Origin of the sequence: Paenibacillus sinensis, assembly GCF_019904155.1 — a bacterium.
GTDB lineage: Bacteria > Bacillota > Bacilli > Paenibacillales > Paenibacillaceae > Paenibacillus_AQ > Paenibacillus_AQ sinensis.
The window spans coordinates 37,592-57,663 of record NZ_JAHCMB010000013.1 but is presented as its reverse complement, the minus strand read 5'-3'; the positions used below and the strand labels follow the sequence as shown (position 1 = coordinate 57,663).

Here is a 20,072-nt window from a genome sequence, read left to right as displayed (position 1 = left end):
CCTGCCAGCCGATTCCGGCCAGCAAGTGCGCTCTATTTTGCCGAACATTTATTTGTCCACATATGCCTTTTCGAACGTAATCAAGCTCAGCGGACTGACCGTGACGTCCTTCACGCCCGTTCTCTGTCCGATCATTACATAGCCGTCATACAACCAGAAAGCAACCGGGTCTTCGATGTACACAATCTCCTGCGCCCGTTTGTAGAGCGCTTTACGCTTCTCCGGATCGATCTCCTTCATCGCTTCCTGCATCACTTCATCAAACTCTTTGTTCGAATAAAACCCGTAGTTCTGCTCATTGGTAGGAGCTGTCGAATAGATTGTCCGCATCCCTTTGTCCGCTTCCAGCGTTGATGGCGCGGCGCCCATAATGAAGATTTCCTGATTGAATTCATCCGGTGTCAGACCGCTCCACTCCTGGACGATTTCACTCCATTCCTTCACGACGATCGAAGCATCGATGCCGACTTTTTTCAATTGTGCGGATAATGCCTCGGCCAGCTCCACGCCTTGGATGTAGCGTTCCGTCGTCGTAATGGTCGTCTTGAACCCGTTCGGATATCCTGCTTCGGCCAGCAGCTTCTTGGACTTCTCGGGATCGTAGGGGATGACGCCAAGGTCGGTATAGCCCCAGGTCACTTTCGCCAGGGAGCTGGTCGACAGCTCGCCGAGACCCGGCACTACATTATCCAATATTTCCTGCCGGTTGATGGCGTAGGAGACAGCTTGCCTGACCCGCGGATCATCATACGGCTTCTTGGCGAGATTGAAACGGAACTGCCGCTGATTGTTGCTCGGCGCTTTGATAATCTCAATGCCATCGACCGACTCCAGCCGTTTCAGTTCATTCGCCGGAATCTGCTGGATCACATCCACTTCTCCGGTTTCCAGCGCCATTACACGGGAGGCCGCCTCGGGAATCGGCTTGTATACGATGGTCTTCGTCACGCCTTTTTCGCCGTAATAGTCTTCATTTCGTTCCAGTACGATCTGCTGATCCTTCTTCCACTCCACAACCTTGTAGGGGCCTGATCCGATGGCGGATTCCGCCGATTTCCCAAGCTCCTTGCCATAGGTATCAATGGCTTTTGGATCCAGAATGCTGGCGGAGGTGCTGGCCAGAACGTTCGCTAAGGCTCCGAAAGGCTCCTTGGTCGTCAAGCTGACGGTGTAGTCGTCAATCACTTTGGTTTGGGTGATCATGGAGAAGGAGGCATATTGGGCAAGGGCGTTGTCCTTGTTGGTCAGCCGGTCAAAGCTCTTTTTCACCGCAGCCGCATTCAGTTCTTCACCGTCGTGGAATTTAACCCCTTGTTTCAATTTGAAGGTCCAGGTCTTCCCGTCCTCCGAGGTTTCCCAGGACTCGGCCAAATCCCCGACGACCTCGGACTTGTCGAACTTCAGCAATCCGCTGTAGATCATCCGGATCACCTGCTCGGAGGTGTTGTCATTCATATGCTGCGGGTCCAGGATTTGCGCATCGGTGTTGGGCGCGAAAATCAGCTTGTCTTTATGGCCGCTCGAAGTAGAAGCATTGTCTGCGGAGGCATCAGTTCCATTTCCATTTCCTGATGAATTGGAGCAACCGACAATCGCCAGAATGAGACACATGGACAGGATAAATACAACTTTCCTCACATTAACCCCTCCTGATTTCTATCAATTAAAAAGATGATGAACAAAATGGCGATTCTCAGCGGCTGTCCTATTTCCACACCTGCTTGATCACTCTTGCGAAATTGCCTCCCAGGAACTTCTCGATGTCGGATTCGCCGTATCCTCTTTTTTCCAGTCCTCGCACCACATTGTCGATATCTTTGACTCCGTCGAATCCCTTGGCATGAGCCAGCGCATAATCGGTTCCCACCCGGGTATAGTAATCGCCGGCCACTTGGGGATACATTGTGGCTTGTACAATCGTCCCCGACTCATCCGATTTGCCGTCAGGCGTACAGTCTCCGCCAAAGCCGACATGATCGATCCCGACCATCTTGATTACATACTCGACATGGTCGAGATAGTCGTCGAGCGAGGGCTGTTCATCATTCTTTCTTGTCCAGCAGATCGGCGCCCACGGTGTCAGACCCATAACTCCTCCGTTCTCGGCAAGCAGTTTGATCTCCTCATCAGTCTTGTTGCGCGGATTGCTGCTGATCTGCTTCACATTCGCATGGGAGAATACGATCGGCTGGGAACTGGCTTTGATAGCGTCGATCACCGTATCCCGGCTGCAGTGAGACACATCGACCAGCATGCCAAGCCGATTCATCTCCGCAATCACCCGTCTGCCAAAATCCGTAAGTCCGCGATCTCTGGACTCCGTACAGCCTGTGCCGATATAGTTCGCTTTGTTGTAAGTCAACTGAACAACCCTTACGCCGAGCTCATAGAACACACGCAGATTGTTCAAGGAGTCACCGATCGGATACGGCTCCTGAAAGGTCAGAATCACGGATTTCTTGCCCGCCTTCGCGGCTAGTTCGAGATCGTCATAAGTTCGCGCCACGCTTAAACGGTGCTCCTCCTTGTCAGCGAAATCGTAGATTTTGCCGATGCCGCGCACAGTCTCCGCAAAACCATCGAATGATGACAGGGTTAGAAAAAAAGCATTCAGTCTCGATTGCAGCACTTCCTCCGAGCAGCCTTCAAACCCGCCTTCGCTGTAAATGCAACCGTCGATAGTCAGTGTACTCAAGGTCGATTCCCTCCGTTTATATGGATTTGGCTATTAGATGGCGAGTATCAAATTCAACGGCTCCCGCTTTCATGACAAAGGGTACATCCTTCAATATGGTAAAATCATCCAATGGATTGCCCGCAACCGCAATCAGATCGGCATATTTACCCACTTCCAGCGTTCCGATCTTGTCGGCCATACCGCACAGATCAGCTCCGTTCTTCGTACCGGCTAGCAACGCCTCCATCGGCGTATAGCCCACCTTCACCAGGTATTCCATTTCCTTGTACAGTTCTCCGTGGATTTCATCCGTCCCGACCGCAATCTTGAGACCGGTTCCTTTGGTGCCTGCGATGGTACGGAACATGATCTCGGTGTCATCCTTCAGCTTCTCTTTCATGAAGGCCGGCACATCCGGCTGATCGCGGATGGCAAGGATTACACCAGCGGTGACGACCAGATAAGTACCATGCTCCACCATCAGCCGGATCTCATCTTGTGTCAAATAAATGCCATGCTCAATCGAGTCGATACCCGCTTTAACCGCGACGGCCGTTCCCGGACCGCCATGACAGTGGCCCGCAACCTTGCGCCCTCTCCGGTGTGCTTCGTCGATGACCGCCTTGATCTCATCCTCCGCGAACTCCGCTGCCAGCACATCGGAACCGAGGGTGGATAGTCCGCCCGATACCATGATCTTGATCAAATCCGCGCCGTTCTTGATCTCCTCCCGGACAGCGGCGCGCAGCTCATCCGGCCCGTCCGCTTCGCGTCCAAGAAAATGGGCGTGACCGCCGGTGCGAATGATGTTGCGTCCGGATACCACCAGACGCGGCCCCTGCACGAGACCTTCCTGAATGGCACGCTTCATCATGGGGCCTGTTCTGTCCTTCTCGCCGACGCTGCGCAGCGTCGTAATGCCCGCCCGCAGAATATCCTTCGCATTCTTGACGCACCGGATCGAGATGTACTCGATAGGCTCCCTGCACTGCGCTTCCTCATCTCCAAGATCGACCCCCAAATGATCATGACAGTCGATCAGGCCAGGCAGCACCGTCAGATGCGAGAGATCAATCACATTCCCTCTTTCCGCTCCCAGTGCTTCCGCCGGCTTCACCCACTCGACCATCCCGTCTTTGATCGAGATCGCCCTGTTGCGTAGAGGCTCATCTCCCGTTCCGTCAATCAAAAGACCGCAAAGCACAACAGTTGACACCATTCACACCCCCCATGTTATGATTAGTGGAAGTTTTTATAACATGTCTAGTAATTTAATATATCTTTAAATATACTAATTACGTCATGTTTATGTTGATAAGTGTACAGAATGGGTTATTATATTTCAAATATTAAATAAATTGGTTATGATATGTGACACATATCATTAACAGGCTTTGGAGAGGGAGGATTATAGTGGAACTTCGACATTTGCGTTATTTTGTCGCTGTCGCTGAAGAATTGAACTTCGGCCGGGCGGCTGCCCGATTGAATATCTCGCAGCCGCCTCTCAGCCAGCAGATTCAACAATTGGAGCTGGAGCTGGGGATTCAGTTATTTATGCGCACCAACCGTAAGGTGGAATTAACCCAGGCCGGGATTGTCTTTCTTGAGAATGCCTATAAAGTCTTGAATCAGGTAGAAAGCGCCTGTGAGCAAGCCCGCAAGGCCTACCTGGGAGAACAGGGCCAGCTCATTATTGGAGTTACCGGTTCCGCGCTCTATGATCTTATCCCGCTCCTCCAGTCTTTCAAGGCCCGGTATCCGCAGGTCGAGGTCATCATGCATGAAATGAGCACTCCGATGCAGCTAAAGGCACTCTCGGCAGGCAGTATCCAGATCGGCTTCGCCTGTATTCCCATCAAAGATGACGATATCATCGTTCATCCGTTCCGCAGGCAAAATTTCATCGTTGTCCTTCCGACCAATCATCCGATGGCAGACGCCGATTCACCTATTGATATACGCTCACTGGCCAACGACACCTTCATCATGATTCCAAGGGAGGTCGGTTCGGTGTATTACGATACGATTATCGGTATTTTTCAGAAGGCCGGTATCAGTCCTCCCACTACGCTGTCGGCGCATATTTCGGTTGCCGTGTCGGCCTTCGTATCCGCGGGTCTGGGACTGGCTCTGGTTCCCCGATCCTTGAAGCAATTGTCCGTTAACGGGGTCGTCTTCAAGGAAATCAGCGACACCGGCACCGTAATCGAGACAGCCGTCATTCACCGCATCGCCGACAATTCACATGTGGTCGCTTCTTTCATACATTTCGTGGATGAATTCAACGCTGTGGCTGAGGAGGAGTCATTGAGCACCGGATTCACCGGTTGAGACACATGAGATGCAAGAGACGCGGAGGACAATATCAGCCCAATAGAAAAAGACACCGCTTTGGGTGTCTTGTGCCGTCTCTTCAATTGGAGGCTTCCTTCAATAACGGAGCATACATCATCAGCGCTGTATTGTCCGCAACGGGTTCATCCCGAATCTCGCTGCCGTCCATAGCCAGCATTCTCCGGCGAATGCTGTTGCGCCTGACATAAGCGCCCCAAGGCTCAAGCCTGATAGAGTGGCTGCTCTCGTACACCTCGAACCGATTCAGGACGGGTGCGGAGGAACGCCATTCTCCATACAGATGTGTGTCATCAAGCCAAAGGCATAACTGGTAGTCATGCTCCGTGTCGTTGCGGATCTGCAGATCCAGATAGTTATAGGAACAGGTCGCCCCGCTTCCGAACGGCTGTGTCCGCTGTTCATCGGGGAACACATCATAACTGTGCCGGTGGCGTTCGGTAACGGTAAGCGGAGTGTGCAGTGTCATCCAGTAAATCAGATTCGACAGCTGGCATAATCCTCCTCCGACTCCGGACCGAAAGCCGCCGTAATACAGAACCATGCCGTCCAGATAACCTTTTCGCCGCGTTGGTTTCCCGATTTTCCGCCAATAAGAGAATGTCTCTCCAGGCTTGACCGTCAAGCCGTTTAGCCTCGGGATCGCGAGACTCAGGTTCCTGATTTTATTATATTGCAGCTGCATATCCACTTTGCGCAGCTTTCGGAGCAGGGGGGTCTGATGCGAGGCGGCCAGATAAGGCAGCTGCTCCTTCTTGAAGGTTGCCGCAACAGATTTGTCTTTAAGCAGCCAACGCAAATACCTTCTGTACACGAAATAGTGGCGACCGGCGAACAAGCGCAGGCGTGAGCGTTTCTTGGGGCGCAGGACAGACTGACTTCTTCTCATTCCTCAAAATACCACTTCGTCCGCCGGACTCAGACTGACAAACCGTCCGCCCAACACACGGTTGTGATGGCGGACAATCTCTTCACCGCTTAAGGAGTCGCTGTCGAATGTGCTGTGCGCATCTTGCACAAGTACAGAACGGTATCCCAGGCTGAAAGCGCGGCGGCAGGTCGTATCCAGGCAGAATTCGGACTGCATTCCGACGATAGTCAAATCGGTAATCCCCCTGCTCTCCAGTTCGGCTTGAAGGCAGGTCTTATGAAAGGCATCCCATGTCGATTTCTCAATAATCGCCTCTCCGGGCTGTGGTTTGATTCTAGCGCTAATCTCCCAAGTCGGCGTCCCCCTCAAATACTCTCCCTCGTCTTCGGTGTGTTGAATATATATAACAGGTATGCCTGAGCGGCGCGCGCGTTCCAGGACAGCTTGAATCCGGTTCATTACACCCTCTTCGTCATACAGCTTCATACCCGGTTCGCAAAACATCCCTTCCTGCACGTCGATAACAATTAAGGCCTTTTTAGATTCTGACATAATATCGCCTCCGTATCCTATTTATTCCATGATTCGTTTCTTATATGATGAGTATACCAAACAGCGAAGCTGAAAGAATATACGAATAAGGGGGACGTTAAGCTTGAGAGAAATATTGGTGCTTGGAGGGACAAGGTTCTTCGGTAAGAAGCTGGTCAGCCGGCTGATTCAACATCCCGATAACCATGTGACCCTGTTGACGCGGGGCAATGCCCATGACGATTTCGGCGACAAAGTAAGCAGGCTTCGGGCGGATCGGTCCGACCCTAAACAATTGGAAGACGTACTCGGAAGTTCATCCTGGGATATCGTATACGACAACATCTGCTATTCGCCGAATGATGCGCTAACCGCTCAGAGCTTGTTCAAGGGCCGAACCGCAAGATACATACTTACCTCCAGCATGTCAGTCTATGATCCGAGTCCTGAAGCCCTGACCGAAGCGGTGTTCGATCCATACCGGCACCCGTTGCGCCGGGGCGACAGAGACGACTTCACTTATCAGGAAGGCAAACAGCTCGCGGAAGCAGTCCTGCTGCAGCAGAGCGGATTTCCGGTCTCGGCTGTCCGGTTCCCGATCGTGCTTGGTGAGGACGATTATACGAGACGCCTTCATTTTCATATCGAACATATCCGAAACGGTGATCCGATCGGAGTCCCCAATCTTGATGCCCGCATGTCTTTTATCACATCGGATGAAGCAGCGGATTTCCTGAATAAGCTCGGATGTAGCACATTAACCGGTCCGGTTAACGCTTGCTCGGGCGGTACCGTGTCAATCAGGGAAGTAATCGCCATGATCGAGCGCGAGACTGGACAGCGAGCTGAGGTGTGCAGTGAAGCTCCAGAAGAGCATATCTCGCCTTTTGGAGTCGAGGAATCCTGGTATATGGATACGGCCTACGCACAGAAAGCCGGCTTTGCTTTTCGCGAGCTGACGGAATACCTTCCTGCCCTTATTGCCTCGATCAACCTTAAATTGAATAGTTAGAAAAAATAGAACCGCGCCAGCGGACGTTAACTAGTAACGTTACTGACGCGGTTCTTCTATGGCAAGCACAATTTAGAGGTGAAGTGATAATAAGCATACTATAGTATTTAAGCCGCGCGATCGCGAAGGTAGTACCGCAATATCCGGAGAAGCTCCCGGAACTGCACAGGCTTGCTGATGAAATCCGAGGCTCCAGCGGCGAGACAGCGCTGGCGCTCTTCTTTCATTGTCTTCGCGGATACCGCGATGATAGGCAGTTCGAGCAGCTGCATCTCGTCCCGAAGAATGGATAGGGTATCATATCCGTCCAGAACCGGCATCATGATATCAAGCAGAATCAAATCGATCGCGGAAGCGGTTCTCACCTTCTCCAGACATTCAAAGCCGCTTTGGGCAGTTAACACCCGCATGCCGTAGCCTTCCAGTCTCTGGGAAAGAGCATATAAATTCCGCTGATCATCGTCCACAATGAGGACCGTTGCATCCGCAAAAAGCACACCGGCGTCCGGATCTCCCTCATGACCTGTCTCTTTATCCCACTCACTTCTTGTCCAACTGTCAGGCTCATTCTCTCCCTGATTGTGCAGTTCACTGCGATCTTCCGCAGCCGCCGGCCGCTCTTCGGGGTCCCAAGGCTCTTCATGCAGCGGAAGATACAGTGTGAAGACACTGCCTCCCTCGGGTCTTCCTTCAAATGACAGATGCCCGCGGAGCAGCCGGGCGAGCTGCAGGGAAATGGACAGCCCGAGTCCTGTACCGCCAAACTTTCGGGCCGTTGAGCCGTCCGCCTGCTGGAACGCCTCGAAGATCAGCTTGCTCTTCTCCAGCGGGATGCCGATCCCCGTATCGATTACATCGAACGCCAGCACCGGTCCTTCCCGGGTATAATCCTCGGAGCGGATATCCTGCCGTATGGAAACCTCCAGCCGAACCTCGCCTTTCTCCGTAAATTTAAAGGCATTGGAGAGCAGATTCCGCAGGATTTGATGCAGCCGCATTTCATCCGTATAGAACAGATCCGGAGTATCGGGATGCACAACAACGCTGAACTCCAGATTTTTGGCTTCGGCAGTTTTTCCGAAATACCCTTGAAATACAGAAGGAAATTCCGTCAAATTCACAGCGCTCATTTCGATATGCATTTTTCCGGCTTCAACCTTGGACAGGTCAAGAATATCATTAATAATGGCGAGAAGATCCGAGCCGGAAGAATGAATGACAGAGGCGAATGAGCGCTGCTCCTCCGTCAAGTTGCCGCTGGGGTTCTCGTTCAGCAGCTGGGAGAGCAGCAGCATGCTGTTAAGCGGAGTCCTCAGCTCATGAGACATATTGGCCAGAAATTCGGATTTGTATCTGGAGCTTCGTTCCAGCTCGATGTTCGTCTGTTCAAGCTCGGCTGCCGTATTCTCGGCTACCCGCTTCTGGTTCTCAAGCTTGCCGTTCAGATTAATCAGCTCATGTGTCTGTGCGAGAAGTTCCTCCGACTGTGTCTGAAGCTCTTCGTTCATAATCTGGGCCTCGTTGTACAGATGTTGAATCTTGGAACGCGTCATAACGGAATTGATGGAGACCCCGAACAGATCGAGCAGCTTTTTCAGAAGGTCAAAATCACCTTGCGGCCATTGGGTCAGAGATGCCGTTTCGATAACGGCGACCGTTCGTCCTTCAAACAACACCGGCGCGATGATAAGCTGACGGGGCGGGGTGACACCTAGCCCGGATTGGATAGGAATATAATAATCCGGCAGATCGGCCAAATGGATCAAATGCTGGTCCTGCGCGGATTGTCCGACAAGTCCCTCCCCCCATTTGATCCGCTCCCGTCCGATCTCGGTTCTTCCCTCACTGCCGGCATAGGCACTGATCTTCGTCAGCTCGTCCTCGTTCTCGCGTGCGACGTAGACGGCGCCGAACTGGAATTCCAGCATCGTCGCCAGACGATATAGAAAGGTATCGCACAACGAGTAAATATCCGTCTTCTCCTGGAGCTTGAGCGACATTCCCGTGATCCGTTCGCCGGCGATCTGTTCCTTCTCTACCTTGTCAAGAAGCCGGTTCGTCATCTCGACCAGGTCGTATATTTCATCCTTTGTACTGAAGTTTAACCGCGTCTTTAAGCTGCGTCCTTCCGATATGCGCTGGATCGCCACAATGACTTCCTTCAATGCCTTGACAATTCCACCCGAGATCATCGTGCTCGCAATGATGGAGGCCAGCGCAACAAGAGTCCACAGCACATACATCGTCAGGAACAGTTCCCGGTTCCGATCCTTAAGCTCGACTACCCGTTCGGCAGTCTTCCCGGCTTCAATTTCGCGGAACCGGTCCGATTGGCTTCGGATTTGATCGACAATGGCTTTGCCTACATCCGCCTTGAAGTATGTGGCTACCTCGGCATCCTTACCCTGCTGCTTGAGCTCAACCACCGGCTGACCGGCCTCTTCGATCCACAGCTTGATGTTGTTCCTGATGCTCTCCAAATTCTCTAATTGGGTTGCATCAGACACCATTCCCTTGAGGTCGGCAAAATTCTCCTGCCAATCCTCGTTGCCGTCATTATAAGGAACCAGATAAGATTCATTGCCGGTAAGTGCAAAGCCCCGTTGACCCGTCTCCATATCGAGGACGTTCTTCTCTATTTTGTCGACCAGCTCGTTCACTTGCATATCATGCCCGCTCAGCAGTTCGGTTTCCTTCTCCAATTCTTTGATGCGTCCCTGTACGATAAGGAGAAACAGACCCAACAGAAGTACAATCATGAAATACCCCACGGCAATCTTGCCGCGGATCTTGAGATTCCACAACAATACGTTTACCTCCGTCCTGACATTCTCCATGCTTGTCCGCTCGTGATGATCGAATCCTCAATGAGCTAGATCATTTCACTGCGCTGGATACTTTCCTTCAGCAGGCGAATGCCGGATTCCAATTTCGTGATCGAGTCCTCGATCTCCTTCGGATCGACACCCTGGATTATAGGGGCTGGGACTGGAGCTGGAGCTGGCTTGCTCTCCGCCTTAAGCTCGCGAAGCGTGATCTGCTGCTCCTGCCATTTATCCATCAGGTCCGCGATCGTAGCGTAAAAACGCTCATAATCCTTGATTACACTATCGAGAAAGGTGTCCACCTCATCGGGGTCATAGCCTCTAAGCTTCATGCTGAATTCCTTCTCGTGAATGGTCAGCGCATCGAGCCCGATTCCGAGCTGACTGAACAGCTTTCTCTGTTTGTCCAATCTGCGCTTCATATGTTCATCCATGGTTATACCCTCCATTTTGACTGCTTTCTTCGGCATTACCCATTATATCAGGGTGAGCCCGGGCTGAAAATATCGGCGCTCGGCGATCGAAGACGCTCAGTCAGCAGCGATTCGTCCTACTAGAAATTGTCGGCCACCGCCTTGTTCAGAATGCTCAGACAGCGGTCAAGATCGGTCTTGACCTGCTTCTTGTACAGTTTGGCCTTTTCGGCTCCGTCGGATGTAAAATGATAAAGGACAATTTCCTGAAAATCCACTTTAGGGTCATTCCCCTTCAATTGTTTGGTCCGGTATAAAATTCCCTGCTGAACCAGTTCATGCAATGCCCGGTATATTTCGCTCTGAGGCGGGTTATAGCCGTGACTTCTAAATTCTCTCCGCAGATCCTCGAGCATCTGGTATCCATATCCTTTATGCTCCTCAACCATAGTGATCAAGTACAGCTTAATAAAGGCCCGCTGGGCAATCATAAATGCCACCCTCGCCTCTCACCTCCGAAATCTTTCAATAATAATGTTCCTGTTTCTAATATAATCATTGTTTCTAAGATTTCACAATAGGAAATTGGTTTAAGTTCTCTCTTTNAAATAATAAAGTGGCATTCTAATTGCCGTTATATTTCTCTGCCTTCTTACGGAAGTAATTAATTGGATTTGGAAAGGAGAAATCAGAGTATGGGTACTTTCAATCTCAAGACAGACAAAGCCTCACAGACTCTGCAAGTCAGTGTCGGAGGAACGTTCACCAGTGAGGATGCCGGTCGCTTCATCAACGAATATAACAGTACAGTAGCCACGTTCGATCCGAAGCAGTACGAGATCGTGCTCGACTGCACGGGACTGAATGTGTCATCTCCCGATGTGCTGCCTATGCTGGAGCAATGCTACGTACTATACAAGAACTCAGGCTTCAAGAAAGTCATCTTCACAATCAAAAGCAATCCGATTCTCAAGATGCAGCTCTCCCGGGTTGCTCGCGCAACGAAACTTGAGAATTACGAAATCCAGGAAGTCTAAGGAGGCGCGCCATGGATACGCCTATTTCCATTCTTCAAGCCGCGTACTATCATCCCGATCAGGTTGTCCATAACGATTACTATTTCGAGCATTTTGATCGCCAGGGCAAGGATATTCGCAACTTTCTGGCTGCGATGGGACGTAAAAATCGCTACGTCGCCGATCGCGCCGAGGAGAATGCTTTGACTATGGGCGTAAAGGCCGCAGAACAGGCGCTGAAGGATTCTGGTCTATCCGGAGAGGATATCGACATGTTCGTGTTCGCTACCCAGACACCGGAATACACCTACCCCACCAACGCGCTGTTGCTTCATAACCGGCTTGGTGGCAAGCATCGGGCCATTACGATGGACTCGAACGCCAACTGCGCCGGGATGGTCACCGCCGTGGAGCAGAGCAGCCGGTATATGCACAGCAATCCGAAAGTCCGCTACGCCTTGATTGTTGGCTGCGATTTCAGCACGGTCAATTGTAATCCCGAAGATGAAATTACCTATGCCAACTTCGGCGATGCCGCCGCCGCGGTAATTCTGGAGCGGGGCGGCCAGGGACAGGGGCTGATCGACTCCCTATACTACACCGATTCGGATATCCATGAGAGCATCACCTTCCCGGCCTGTGGATTGTCCAATGTGTACCGCTCGGACGTTCGGCCGGAAGACATTTATATTCGCTGGCTTCCTTTCGACGGAACCGTCTGTGTGAATGCGGCGATCGATGACATCAAGGATCTTGTAAGCCGGAACGGCCTGAAGCTTGATGACATCTCCGCCTTCTGCCTGTCCCAGTTCTCGCTGAAGAATATCGAGCTGATTCGTGATGGACTCGGGCAATCCGGGGAGAAATTCATCTACGTTGGAGACGAGTTCGGCTACACCGCAACCAGCAGCCCGTTCATCGCCTTTCAGCGCGGTGTCGAGCAGGGAAACATCAAGCGCGGCGACTACCTCATTTTCTGGTCGGTGGGCGCCGGCTGGCAAATTCCGACCATGCTGCTGCGCTACTAGGCGAATTCAACCGTCCGGTCAAAGAATGACACGATATGTATCAATGATATAGAAAGAGGCATCGGTTCCCCGGTGTCTCTTGTTCTGTTAATTGCTGGTGCATTCTCCCCCTTAATAAAAAAATCCTTAAGGCTTCGGTAGCAGGACTACTTGTAAGTCCCTTCCATCGCCTTAAGGATTATGATTATGCGTTGAAGTACCTTTATCCGTACATGGGCAAAACCGTTAGTGGAACCGGTCCTTCGTGCCGCTCCGGTCATCAAGATCCGGATTGGTATCGGCATTCACCGGACCGAGGTTTCCCGCGCTGCTGCCAACCATCGTGGCATCTTGTCCGCTGCTTCGCGTATTATCCGTCACCTGGGACGAATACCGGTTCGCGTTCAGCGAGCGGTTGCCTCTGAAGATATTATGAATGTCGGAATCGCGGCCATCGTCATCGACGAGAACCATGATTTTCCCTTCATTGACATAGCCTTCATATTCCTTCGCTTCGTCCTCCGGAATCCCGAGGCCTACCAGACCGCCGACTAACCCACCCGCGCCTGCTCCTAAGGCTGCGCCGGTCAACAGCGCCGCTATCGGTCCTGCCACGATGAACGGTCCAATCCCCGGGATGGCCAACGCGCCGATTCCTGCCAGCAGTCCGGCCAGACCACCGACCACACCGCCTGTCGCGGCACCTGTTGCTACTCCTTCCGGAGCCATTGTAGCCGTTTCTTCCGTAATGGTATTCAATTCATCGCGATCTTTCGTCACGACTGAAATCTCTTCATTGGGAATGCCTCTTGCCTGCAGCTCCTGAATCGCTTTGGTTGCCTCGCGTTCCGTTTCGAAAATGCCAATAATTTTCCTGGTCACTTGAAGCCCTCCTTCGTGATTGTGCTACGTTAGTTATTACCCTTCATCGGGTATTCCAAACGCGGCAGCAGCAGGAAGGCCGATTCTACTGCAATCAAGCGGACATGAATCGTCATTCGACGATCTCAGCTTATTTGCATCAAAGCCGGTTCAGACATTCCTAGGCGGACGCACCCTGCTTGTAGGGACCGCCTGCATCGGATCATCAGGCCAGTAATGCTTCGGATATCGTCCTTTCAAATCTTTCTTCACTTCAAAGTAAGTGCCGGACCAGAAGCTGGACAGATCGGAAGTAACCTGTACCGGACGCCGTGCCGGAGATAACAAGTGAAGGACGACCGGAATCCGTCCGCCGCCGATCCGCGGCGTATCCTGCTGGCCGAACATCTCCTGAAGCTTGACCGCCAGCACAGGCGCTGCCGGGTTTGTGTAATCCACCGCGACCCGTGAACCGCTTGGAACCGCGAGGTGAGTCGGCGCTTCTCTGTCGAGGCGCCGTCTGCTCTCCCAGTCCAGCATCCCTTCCAGCGCATCACGCAGCGGAAGACGCTGCAGATCGCGGAGACTTCGGCAGTCCGCCAAATAAGGAAGCAGCCATGCCTCCAGCTTGTCCTTCAGCCCTTGATCGGAAACATCCGGCCAATCCGGATCAAGCCGGTGCATGAAAGCCATCCGTTCCCGCAGCTGAGCGATGCCTTTGTCCCAGGGCAGAAGTTCGAGCCCCTCCCTGCGGATGACCTCCATCAGGGCAGCCGCCGCTTCGCCGGGGTCCGGCCGTTCATGACCACTCTCCTTAAGGACGATCTCTCCCAGCATCAGGCGGCGGCGCGCCTTGACGCTGCGGCTGTCCTCATCCCAATAGACCTCCGCTTTCTCTGCCGTCTCGTGATGCTCCAGCAAATCCCGCTCCCTCACGGGAGCGGCCAGCAGAATCCGGCTCTGCGTGCCCGCATCGTCAACGGCAGGAGCGACAATGTAGAGCTCCCGGGCCAGCTGCTGGCCCTCCCCCATCGCCGCTCCCCGCCCCCCGGAGAGCAAGAACGCTCCGCCTCCCCGCCGCTGCCCGATCCGGTCGGGGTAGGCGAAGGAGAGCAGCAGGCCGCATAGATACGGATCGGCGGAAGCTCCCGCCGCCGATTCCTTCAGCCGGCCTGCATCCGGCACCGCGCTGCGCAGCTGGGCCAGCAGCGCCCTTGCCCCGCGCTCCACCGCCCGGAGCGCGGCCGGATCGCCGCCGGCATCGCCATGCCCGCCGGCGGCTTCATACCGCAGCAGCGCCTCCACGCGTAGCGTGAGGTCGCAGCTGCCCGAGCCGTGACCGCGCAGCGGGTCACGCTCCTGCAGGAGCGCCGCCAGCCGGCAGGCGAGCGGCGCTGCGCCAAGCTCCGCCGCGCGCAGCAGCATGTGCGCGGCTCGCGGGTGTGCGCCCAGGCCGGCCAGCCGCCGGCCGTGGGGCGTGACGGCGCCCGCGGCGTCCAGGGCGCCGAGCGCGCGGAGCAGGCCCGCCGCCTGCGCAAATGGCGCGGCGGGCGGCGCGTCGAGCCACGCGAGGGTCGCGGGGTCGCGGACGCCCCAGAGCGCCAGCTCCAGGGCGAGGCCGGATAAATCGGCCTCCAGCATTTCCGGCGTGTCCGATTCCGGGAGCCGTACATGCTCTTCCATGCTCCACAGGCGGATGCACACGCCAGGCGCGGTCCGGCCTGCCCGGCCTTTTCTCTGCTCGGCCGACGCTTTGGAGATCGGCAGTGTTGTCAATCGCGTCATGCCGGTGCGCGGGGAGAACACCTGAGTCCGGCGAAGTCCGGCGTCAATAACCGTTCTCACCCCTTCGATCGTCAGGCTTGTCTCCGCTATCGAGGTGGACAAGACGACCTTCCGTGTTCCCGGTTCACTCTTGGCTACAGCCCGGTCCTGCTCTGCCTGAGGCAGCTGGCCGAAGAGGGGGGCGATGAAGGTATCGGAAGGAAGGCCGGCGCTCCGAAGCTCGGCTTCCGTCCGGCGGATTTCCCGCTCTCCGGGAAGAAAGACGAGGATATCGCCCGGCTGGCCTGCCAGCGTGCGTCTTACCGCATTGGCGGCGGCCTTCTCCAACGGCATGGATTTTGGCGGCGGCGCGTACTCCGTCTCAACCGGGAAAGTCCGGCCAGGGCAGCGTACGACGGGAGCGCCCCCGAGCAGCTCCGCCACTCTCTCTCCGTCCAGCGTGGCGGACATGACGAGCAGCTTCAAATCGTCCCGCAGGACGCCCTGGGATTCCAGAGATAACGCGAGGCCGAGATCGGCATTCAGGCTTCGCTCATGAAACTCGTCAAAGATGATCAGGCCCGTCCCTTCTAGCGAAGGATCGTCCTGGAGCATCCGGGTCAACACGCCTTCAGTAACGACAATGATGCGCGTACCCGGTCCCGTCTTGCTGTCCATGCGCATCCGGTAGCCAACGGTTTGTCCGGCCCGTTCGCCAAGCAGGGAAGCCATGTAGACAGCAGCGGCTCTCGCCGCCAGCCGCCGTGGCTCCAGCATGAGCATCGTCTTGCCCTTCATCCAGGGCTCGTCTAACAATTCAAGCGGGGTCATCGTTGTCTTACCGGCCCCCGGCTCCGCGATCAGCACCGCTGATGGCGAGTGAGCAAGTGCGTTTTTCAGTTCGGGCATAACCCGCATAATCGGCAGTGTGTTCATTACGTTCTCTCCGTTAAGATATATCAATAATGGCACCCGGCTGATTGACATCAACTGAAGGCATGTCATCCGGCTGGATATTCACAGTCACTTGAACTACAATTAAGAATCGGGCATGCGGATGCACTGCACATGATTAGTCAGCAGACAGCCGCTCCCTAACGGGTCGTTCCCGTTCCATAATCATGAAGGAATCTTATTCATTATTCAAGGGCAGCCCCTGAAATCCGGGAGGAAATTCACTTGCCATCCTTAGATTCATCTCATTCCACAGTTTCTGTTCGCGGGCGCTTCGCTCCATCGCCTTCGGGTCACATTCATATTGGCAATGCGCTGGCCGCCCTCATCGCCTGGCTCCAGATTCGGAGTCAGCACGGCGAATTCGTGCTTCGGATGGAGGATATCGATGTCTCGCGCTGCCGTCCCGCCTTTGCCGTCAGCATTCTGGACGATCTTCGCTGGCTCGGCCTGGACTGGGACGAGGGGCCGGACGTCGGAGGCCCCTTCGCTCCCTATACCCAGAGCGAGCGGCTGGATTTATATGAAGAAGCCTTAAACCGGCTTCTTGATGACGGTCGGCTGTATCCCTGCTATTGCAGCCGTCATGACATTCTGGCCGCTGCCGCCGCGCCGCACGGTTTATCCTCGGAAGGGCCGGTGTATCCCGGCACCTGCCGGAATCTGACGCCGGAGGAGGCCGCCAGCCAGGCTCAAGCCAAGAGTCCGTCGCTCCGCTTTCGGGTGGAAGACAAGACGCTATGCCTGGAGGACGGCATCGCTGGCCTACGATGCCTCAACGCCGCAACGGGTGGCGATTTCATCATCCGTCGAGCGGACGGCATCTACTCTTATCAGTTAGCTGTCGTCGTAGACGATGCGCGGATGGGCATTACCGACGTGCTTCGCGGCGCCGATCTGCTGGATTCCACCCCGAGACAGCTGCTGCTGTACGAGGCGCTGGGCTGGCAGGCGCCCAGATTCGCCCATGTGCCGCTGCTCATGGGACCGGACGGCCGGCGCCTGGCCAAGCGGCACGGCGGCATAACGCTGGCCGAGCTGCGAACAGCGGGTGTCACTCCCGCCGGAGTCACCGGCTGGCTGGCCTGGGTTATAGGCCTGATCCCCGAACCGGCGCAGGTGGCGGCATGGGACTTGATACCCCTGTTCGGGCTGACCAAACTGAAGTCCTCCGATATTGTTGTCACACCGGACATGCTGGGCAGGCTTCATTCCTCGCTCGGTGGCGCTTAAATACGTCATTTCACCTTCAACCACAAAAAAGCATACAGGCTCATGCCTGTATGCTGCCCGCTATTCCTCCCGGAACCGGTTCAATTGCTGCTCCGTGTACCCGCTCCTATTTAATCCGGTCATTCCCGGTCGAATCTCCTGCGGATGCCTTCCCCGTACTGGGCGAAAGCCGGACTGCTGTCAACGCCTCGCTGACGGAGCAGCTCCTCCAGACGAAGCTTCTTCTCGGTCAGCCTCCGGCCGAGCTTGCCCTGCTCATCCTTGCTGTGGCAGGCGGCCAGCAGATTTTCCAGAGAAGCGCATTCCGCTCTTAGCTGCAGCTCTTCCGGCAGCAAACCGGCATTTTTCATTATTTTAAAAGACATTCTCAGTTCCTCGGGAACCCCCGACAAATCCTCCAGCTCCAGCGGCTTGCCGTGACCCGGCAAATCGTTGAATTCGCCTTTGCGCATAGCTTCCTCGATTCGCTGATCGGCCAGCCAGGACATAATCGACAATGTCACCGCCTCCTTGTATATCTAAATCCGGGCAGCTGCCCGTGAAATCGCCTTAAAGAGATTCTAAAAGAAATGTGCGTGCCTATCAAATCCTTGTAATTCCCGGCAAGCATCCGCCTGTTCAGAAACCGCCAGATGTTCGCCCTTGCCAGATTTATTCTACCACATGCCAAGACCCTGCCGCATCCTTCCGTCCATTACGCGGTCAGTTCGTTGCCCGATGCGAGGCAAAGAGCATGCCCACAACAATCACGGCGGCAAGCTTGTTGGGGATTACCGCCTTGGTAACATGCGGTTTATTGAGCTGTCGTCCCCGTCGTACACCTGCGTTTACAAGGAGGTAGATTTATAATCCCCTTCCAAACGCAGCTTTGCAATATAAAAAACCTGACCCATGTGTTCAGAAAAATGCGCAGTACATTGATACAACATGTCGAGGTTGGTTCTCTCTTGGTTCCTTACCATTTGCGTTTGTTCCAGTGTCTCATCGGAAATGTTTCTAATTGTATCCATGATTAATTGAAATCGTTCTTCAATTATCGCTACTAATTCGGACTTCCTTACGAAAGTATGCGTTAGTTCTTCCACACGATTTCTCTGAATTTCTTGATGTAATATACCCTTTAAGACTCTTTCTTTAATATTACCTTCTATGTGCCTAACAAGTGTTGAAATACTGTGGCTTGACTCGTTGGGTCTCCAATTGAGTTGTTCATCATTTAGTTGGTTGACGGCATTAAACATTCTTTTTCGAATTTCCTCAAATTTTCTCAGTAACCATTCTCGATTAAATTCGTAATTCACACACAACACCTCCATTTCGCCCCAGTATTTTTATTCAAGCTATTCGGTAATTTTTTGCGCTATCCTGTCAGTTAGTTTAACAAAAATAAGCAGAAAGCCGAAGCATAGTATTCGTGTCGGTCACAGTAAAAAGGCATGATTTGACCAACATTTTTTCTTATTCGATGCGGTATTCTTCTTCAAGCGGCTTACAGCAGTTAAATCATCCAGTTCCAAATAGAAAACGCAGCCTCGCCTAAGCGAGAACTGCGTTTATGCGAGAGTTTCGTTGCTCCGGCCTGACTTCTGACTGATCATCGCTGGACGGAAAAGCTCAGGACGATGATCAAGCAGACTGTTGTCTTTCGAATTAAGTCAACAGGGACTCTGCGCCGTCAATCACAATCTGCGCTCCGGTGATGTGCGCCGACTCGTCGGAGGCCAGGAAGCAGACGAGATTGCCGACATCCTCCGGCTTGCCCGGACCGTCAGCAAGGGGCTGCTGCCCTTCCGGGAACTGGATCGGAATCACGATAGAGCCCAAATCATCGCTGGCTTCGGTGCTCTGGTCGATGTTCGTGGATATGGCGCCCGGCGAGATGACATTCACACGGATTTTGAATTTGGCGAGCTCCAGCGCCGCCATCTTCGCCAGCGCCACCTGACCGGCCTTGGTCGTGCTGTAAGCCGACCATCCGAAGCTGGTAAATCTCCGGTTGCCGTTGATGGAGCTGGTGATAATAATGCTGCCCTTCCCCTTCTTTTTCAAATGAGGGATCGTATATTTCAGGGAGAGGAACGTCCCGTTCAGATTGATGTTCAGGGTGCGCTGCCAGTCCTCGACGCTCAGCTCTTCAATCGGACCGATCGAGCCGTTGATGCCAGCGTTTGCGAACACGATATCGAGGCCGCCAAAATGTCCAACCGTCTTCTGCACCGCCTCTTCCATCCGCGCCGGATCGGAGGTATCCACATCGACCGCCAGCGCGCAGCCCTCCCTCAGTTTGTTCAGCTTGCGCTCCACCAGCGAGGTCCGGTCGTTGATGAGGTCAAATAAGGCGACGTTAGCTCCTTCGCGCGCCATTTGAATAGCGGTTGCTCTGCCTATTCCCGAGCCCGCACCGGTAATTATCGCAGTCTTCCCGGCAAATCGCTGTCTGTTTCCGTTGGTTGGGGTCATTGAACAGGCTCACCTTCCGTTCTTGTAGGTTTTGATTGCTCTGTCTCAAGATTACCCAAACCGGCGCAGGTTATAATCATTCCGGTCAAAAAA

General features: G+C 53.9%; 18 protein-coding genes. 5 read left to right on the top strand and 13 right to left on the bottom strand.

The features are described 5' to 3' along the window. Nucleotides 1–48: 48 nt before the first annotated feature. The 3 genes from KIH86_RS00865 to KIH86_RS00855 form a co-directional block, all read right to left on the bottom strand. Nucleotides 49–1,638 (bottom strand): ABC transporter substrate-binding protein, encoded by a 1,590-nt coding sequence (locus tag KIH86_RS00865; protein ID WP_223082817.1) that lies wholly within the window; start codon nucleotides 1,636–1,638, stop codon nucleotides 49–51. A 67-nt stretch (nucleotides 1,639–1,705) separates the two neighbouring features. Then, nucleotides 1,706–2,695, bottom strand: a complete 990-nt coding sequence (locus KIH86_RS00860) for a dipeptidase (protein ID WP_223082815.1) — start codon at nucleotides 2,693–2,695, stop codon at nucleotides 1,706–1,708. Between the two features lie 16 nt (nucleotides 2,696–2,711). Continuing rightward, entirely contained in the window at nucleotides 2,712–3,893 is a 1,182-nt protein-coding gene (locus KIH86_RS00855) for a metal-dependent hydrolase family protein (protein WP_223110255.1), read from the bottom strand. Between the two features lie 197 nt (nucleotides 3,894–4,090). On the opposite strand from KIH86_RS00855, the gene KIH86_RS00850 reads away from it, so the two are divergent. Then, nucleotides 4,091–5,011 (top strand): LysR substrate-binding domain-containing protein, encoded by a 921-nt coding sequence (locus KIH86_RS00850; protein WP_223082809.1) that lies wholly within the window; start codon nucleotides 4,091–4,093, stop codon nucleotides 5,009–5,011. 82 nt (nucleotides 5,012–5,093) lie between these two features. Here the strand turns inward: KIH86_RS00850 and KIH86_RS00845 are convergent, their stop codons facing one another. Then, entirely contained in the window at nucleotides 5,094–5,921 is an 828-nt protein-coding gene (locus tag KIH86_RS00845) for a VanW family protein (RefSeq protein ID WP_223082807.1), read from the bottom strand. Nucleotides 5,922–5,924: 3 nt separating this feature from the next. Beyond that, on the bottom strand, nucleotides 5,925–6,455 hold the full coding sequence (locus KIH86_RS00840) for a cysteine hydrolase family protein (RefSeq protein ID WP_223082804.1): 531 nt from the start codon (nucleotides 6,453–6,455) through the stop codon (nucleotides 5,925–5,927). 103 nt (nucleotides 6,456–6,558) lie between these two features. Between KIH86_RS00840 and KIH86_RS00835 the strand changes: the two genes are divergently transcribed. After that, the gene (locus KIH86_RS00835) at nucleotides 6,559–7,446 is read left to right on the top strand and encodes an NAD-dependent epimerase/dehydratase family protein (RefSeq protein WP_223082801.1); all 888 of its coding nucleotides are present in this window, start codon (nucleotides 6,559–6,561) and stop codon (nucleotides 7,444–7,446) included. A gap of 107 nt (nucleotides 7,447–7,553) precedes the next feature. Here KIH86_RS00835 and KIH86_RS00830 read toward each other — a convergent pair whose 3' ends face one another. The 3 genes from KIH86_RS00830 to KIH86_RS00820 all read right to left on the bottom strand — a co-directional run bounded on the left by KIH86_RS00830 (nucleotide 7,554) and on the right by KIH86_RS00820 (nucleotide 11,184). Beyond that, the gene (locus tag KIH86_RS00830; protein WP_223082798.1) at nucleotides 7,554–10,253 is read right to left on the bottom strand and encodes a CHASE3 domain-containing protein; all 2,700 of its coding nucleotides are present in this window, start codon (nucleotides 10,251–10,253) and stop codon (nucleotides 7,554–7,556) included. A gap of 65 nt (nucleotides 10,254–10,318) precedes the next feature. Then, nucleotides 10,319–10,705, bottom strand: a complete 387-nt coding sequence (locus tag KIH86_RS00825; protein WP_223082796.1) for a DivIVA domain-containing protein — start codon at nucleotides 10,703–10,705, stop codon at nucleotides 10,319–10,321. Between the two features lie 119 nt (nucleotides 10,706–10,824). Further along, on the bottom strand, nucleotides 10,825–11,184 hold the full coding sequence (locus tag KIH86_RS00820; protein WP_223082793.1) for a helix-turn-helix transcriptional regulator: 360 nt from the start codon (nucleotides 11,182–11,184) through the stop codon (nucleotides 10,825–10,827). Nucleotides 11,185–11,379: 195 nt separating this feature from the next. Here KIH86_RS00820 and KIH86_RS00815 point away from each other — a divergent pair, with 195 nt between their 5' ends. Further along, nucleotides 11,380–11,721, top strand: coding sequence for a hypothetical protein (locus KIH86_RS00815; protein WP_223082791.1), 342 nt, complete (start codon nucleotides 11,380–11,382; stop codon nucleotides 11,719–11,721). Nucleotides 11,722–11,732: 11 nt separating this feature from the next. Next, nucleotides 11,733–12,728 carry a ketoacyl-ACP synthase III gene (locus KIH86_RS00810; protein ID WP_223082789.1) on the top strand — a complete coding sequence of 332 codons (996 nt, stop codon included), beginning with the start codon at nucleotides 11,733–11,735 and terminating at the stop codon, nucleotides 12,726–12,728. A 225-nt stretch (nucleotides 12,729–12,953) separates the two neighbouring features. On the opposite strand, the gene KIH86_RS00805 is transcribed toward KIH86_RS00810, so the two are convergent. Both KIH86_RS00805 and hrpB read right to left on the bottom strand, forming a co-directional pair. Then, the gene (locus tag KIH86_RS00805; protein WP_223082785.1) at nucleotides 12,954–13,589 is read right to left on the bottom strand and encodes a general stress protein; all 636 of its coding nucleotides are present in this window, start codon (nucleotides 13,587–13,589) and stop codon (nucleotides 12,954–12,956) included. Between the two features lie 150 nt (nucleotides 13,590–13,739). Continuing rightward, on the bottom strand, nucleotides 13,740–16,268 hold the full coding sequence (gene hrpB / locus KIH86_RS00800; protein WP_223082782.1) for an ATP-dependent helicase HrpB: 2,529 nt from the start codon (nucleotides 16,266–16,268) through the stop codon (nucleotides 13,740–13,742). A 243-nt stretch (nucleotides 16,269–16,511) separates the two neighbouring features. Here hrpB and gluQRS point away from each other — a divergent pair, with 243 nt between their 5' ends. After that, nucleotides 16,512–17,519: a tRNA glutamyl-Q(34) synthetase GluQRS gene (gluQRS, locus tag KIH86_RS00795; RefSeq protein WP_223082779.1), complete on the top strand. Its 1,008-nt coding sequence runs from the start codon at nucleotides 16,512–16,514 to the stop codon at nucleotides 17,517–17,519. A gap of 119 nt (nucleotides 17,520–17,638) precedes the next feature. On the opposite strand, the gene KIH86_RS00790 is transcribed toward gluQRS, so the two are convergent. The 3 genes from KIH86_RS00790 to KIH86_RS00780 all read right to left on the bottom strand — a co-directional run bounded on the left by KIH86_RS00790 (nucleotide 17,639) and on the right by KIH86_RS00780 (nucleotide 19,979). Then, nucleotides 17,639–18,016, bottom strand: coding sequence for a DnaJ family domain-containing protein (locus KIH86_RS00790; protein WP_223082777.1), 378 nt, complete (start codon nucleotides 18,014–18,016; stop codon nucleotides 17,639–17,641). A 330-nt stretch (nucleotides 18,017–18,346) separates the two neighbouring features. Continuing rightward, entirely contained in the window at nucleotides 18,347–18,820 is a 474-nt protein-coding gene (locus KIH86_RS00785) for a DinB family protein (protein WP_223082775.1), read from the bottom strand. Between the two features lie 349 nt (nucleotides 18,821–19,169). Continuing rightward, nucleotides 19,170–19,979, bottom strand: coding sequence for an SDR family oxidoreductase (locus KIH86_RS00780; protein ID WP_223082772.1), 810 nt, complete (start codon nucleotides 19,977–19,979; stop codon nucleotides 19,170–19,172). Nucleotides 19,980–20,072 lie beyond the last annotated feature (93 nt).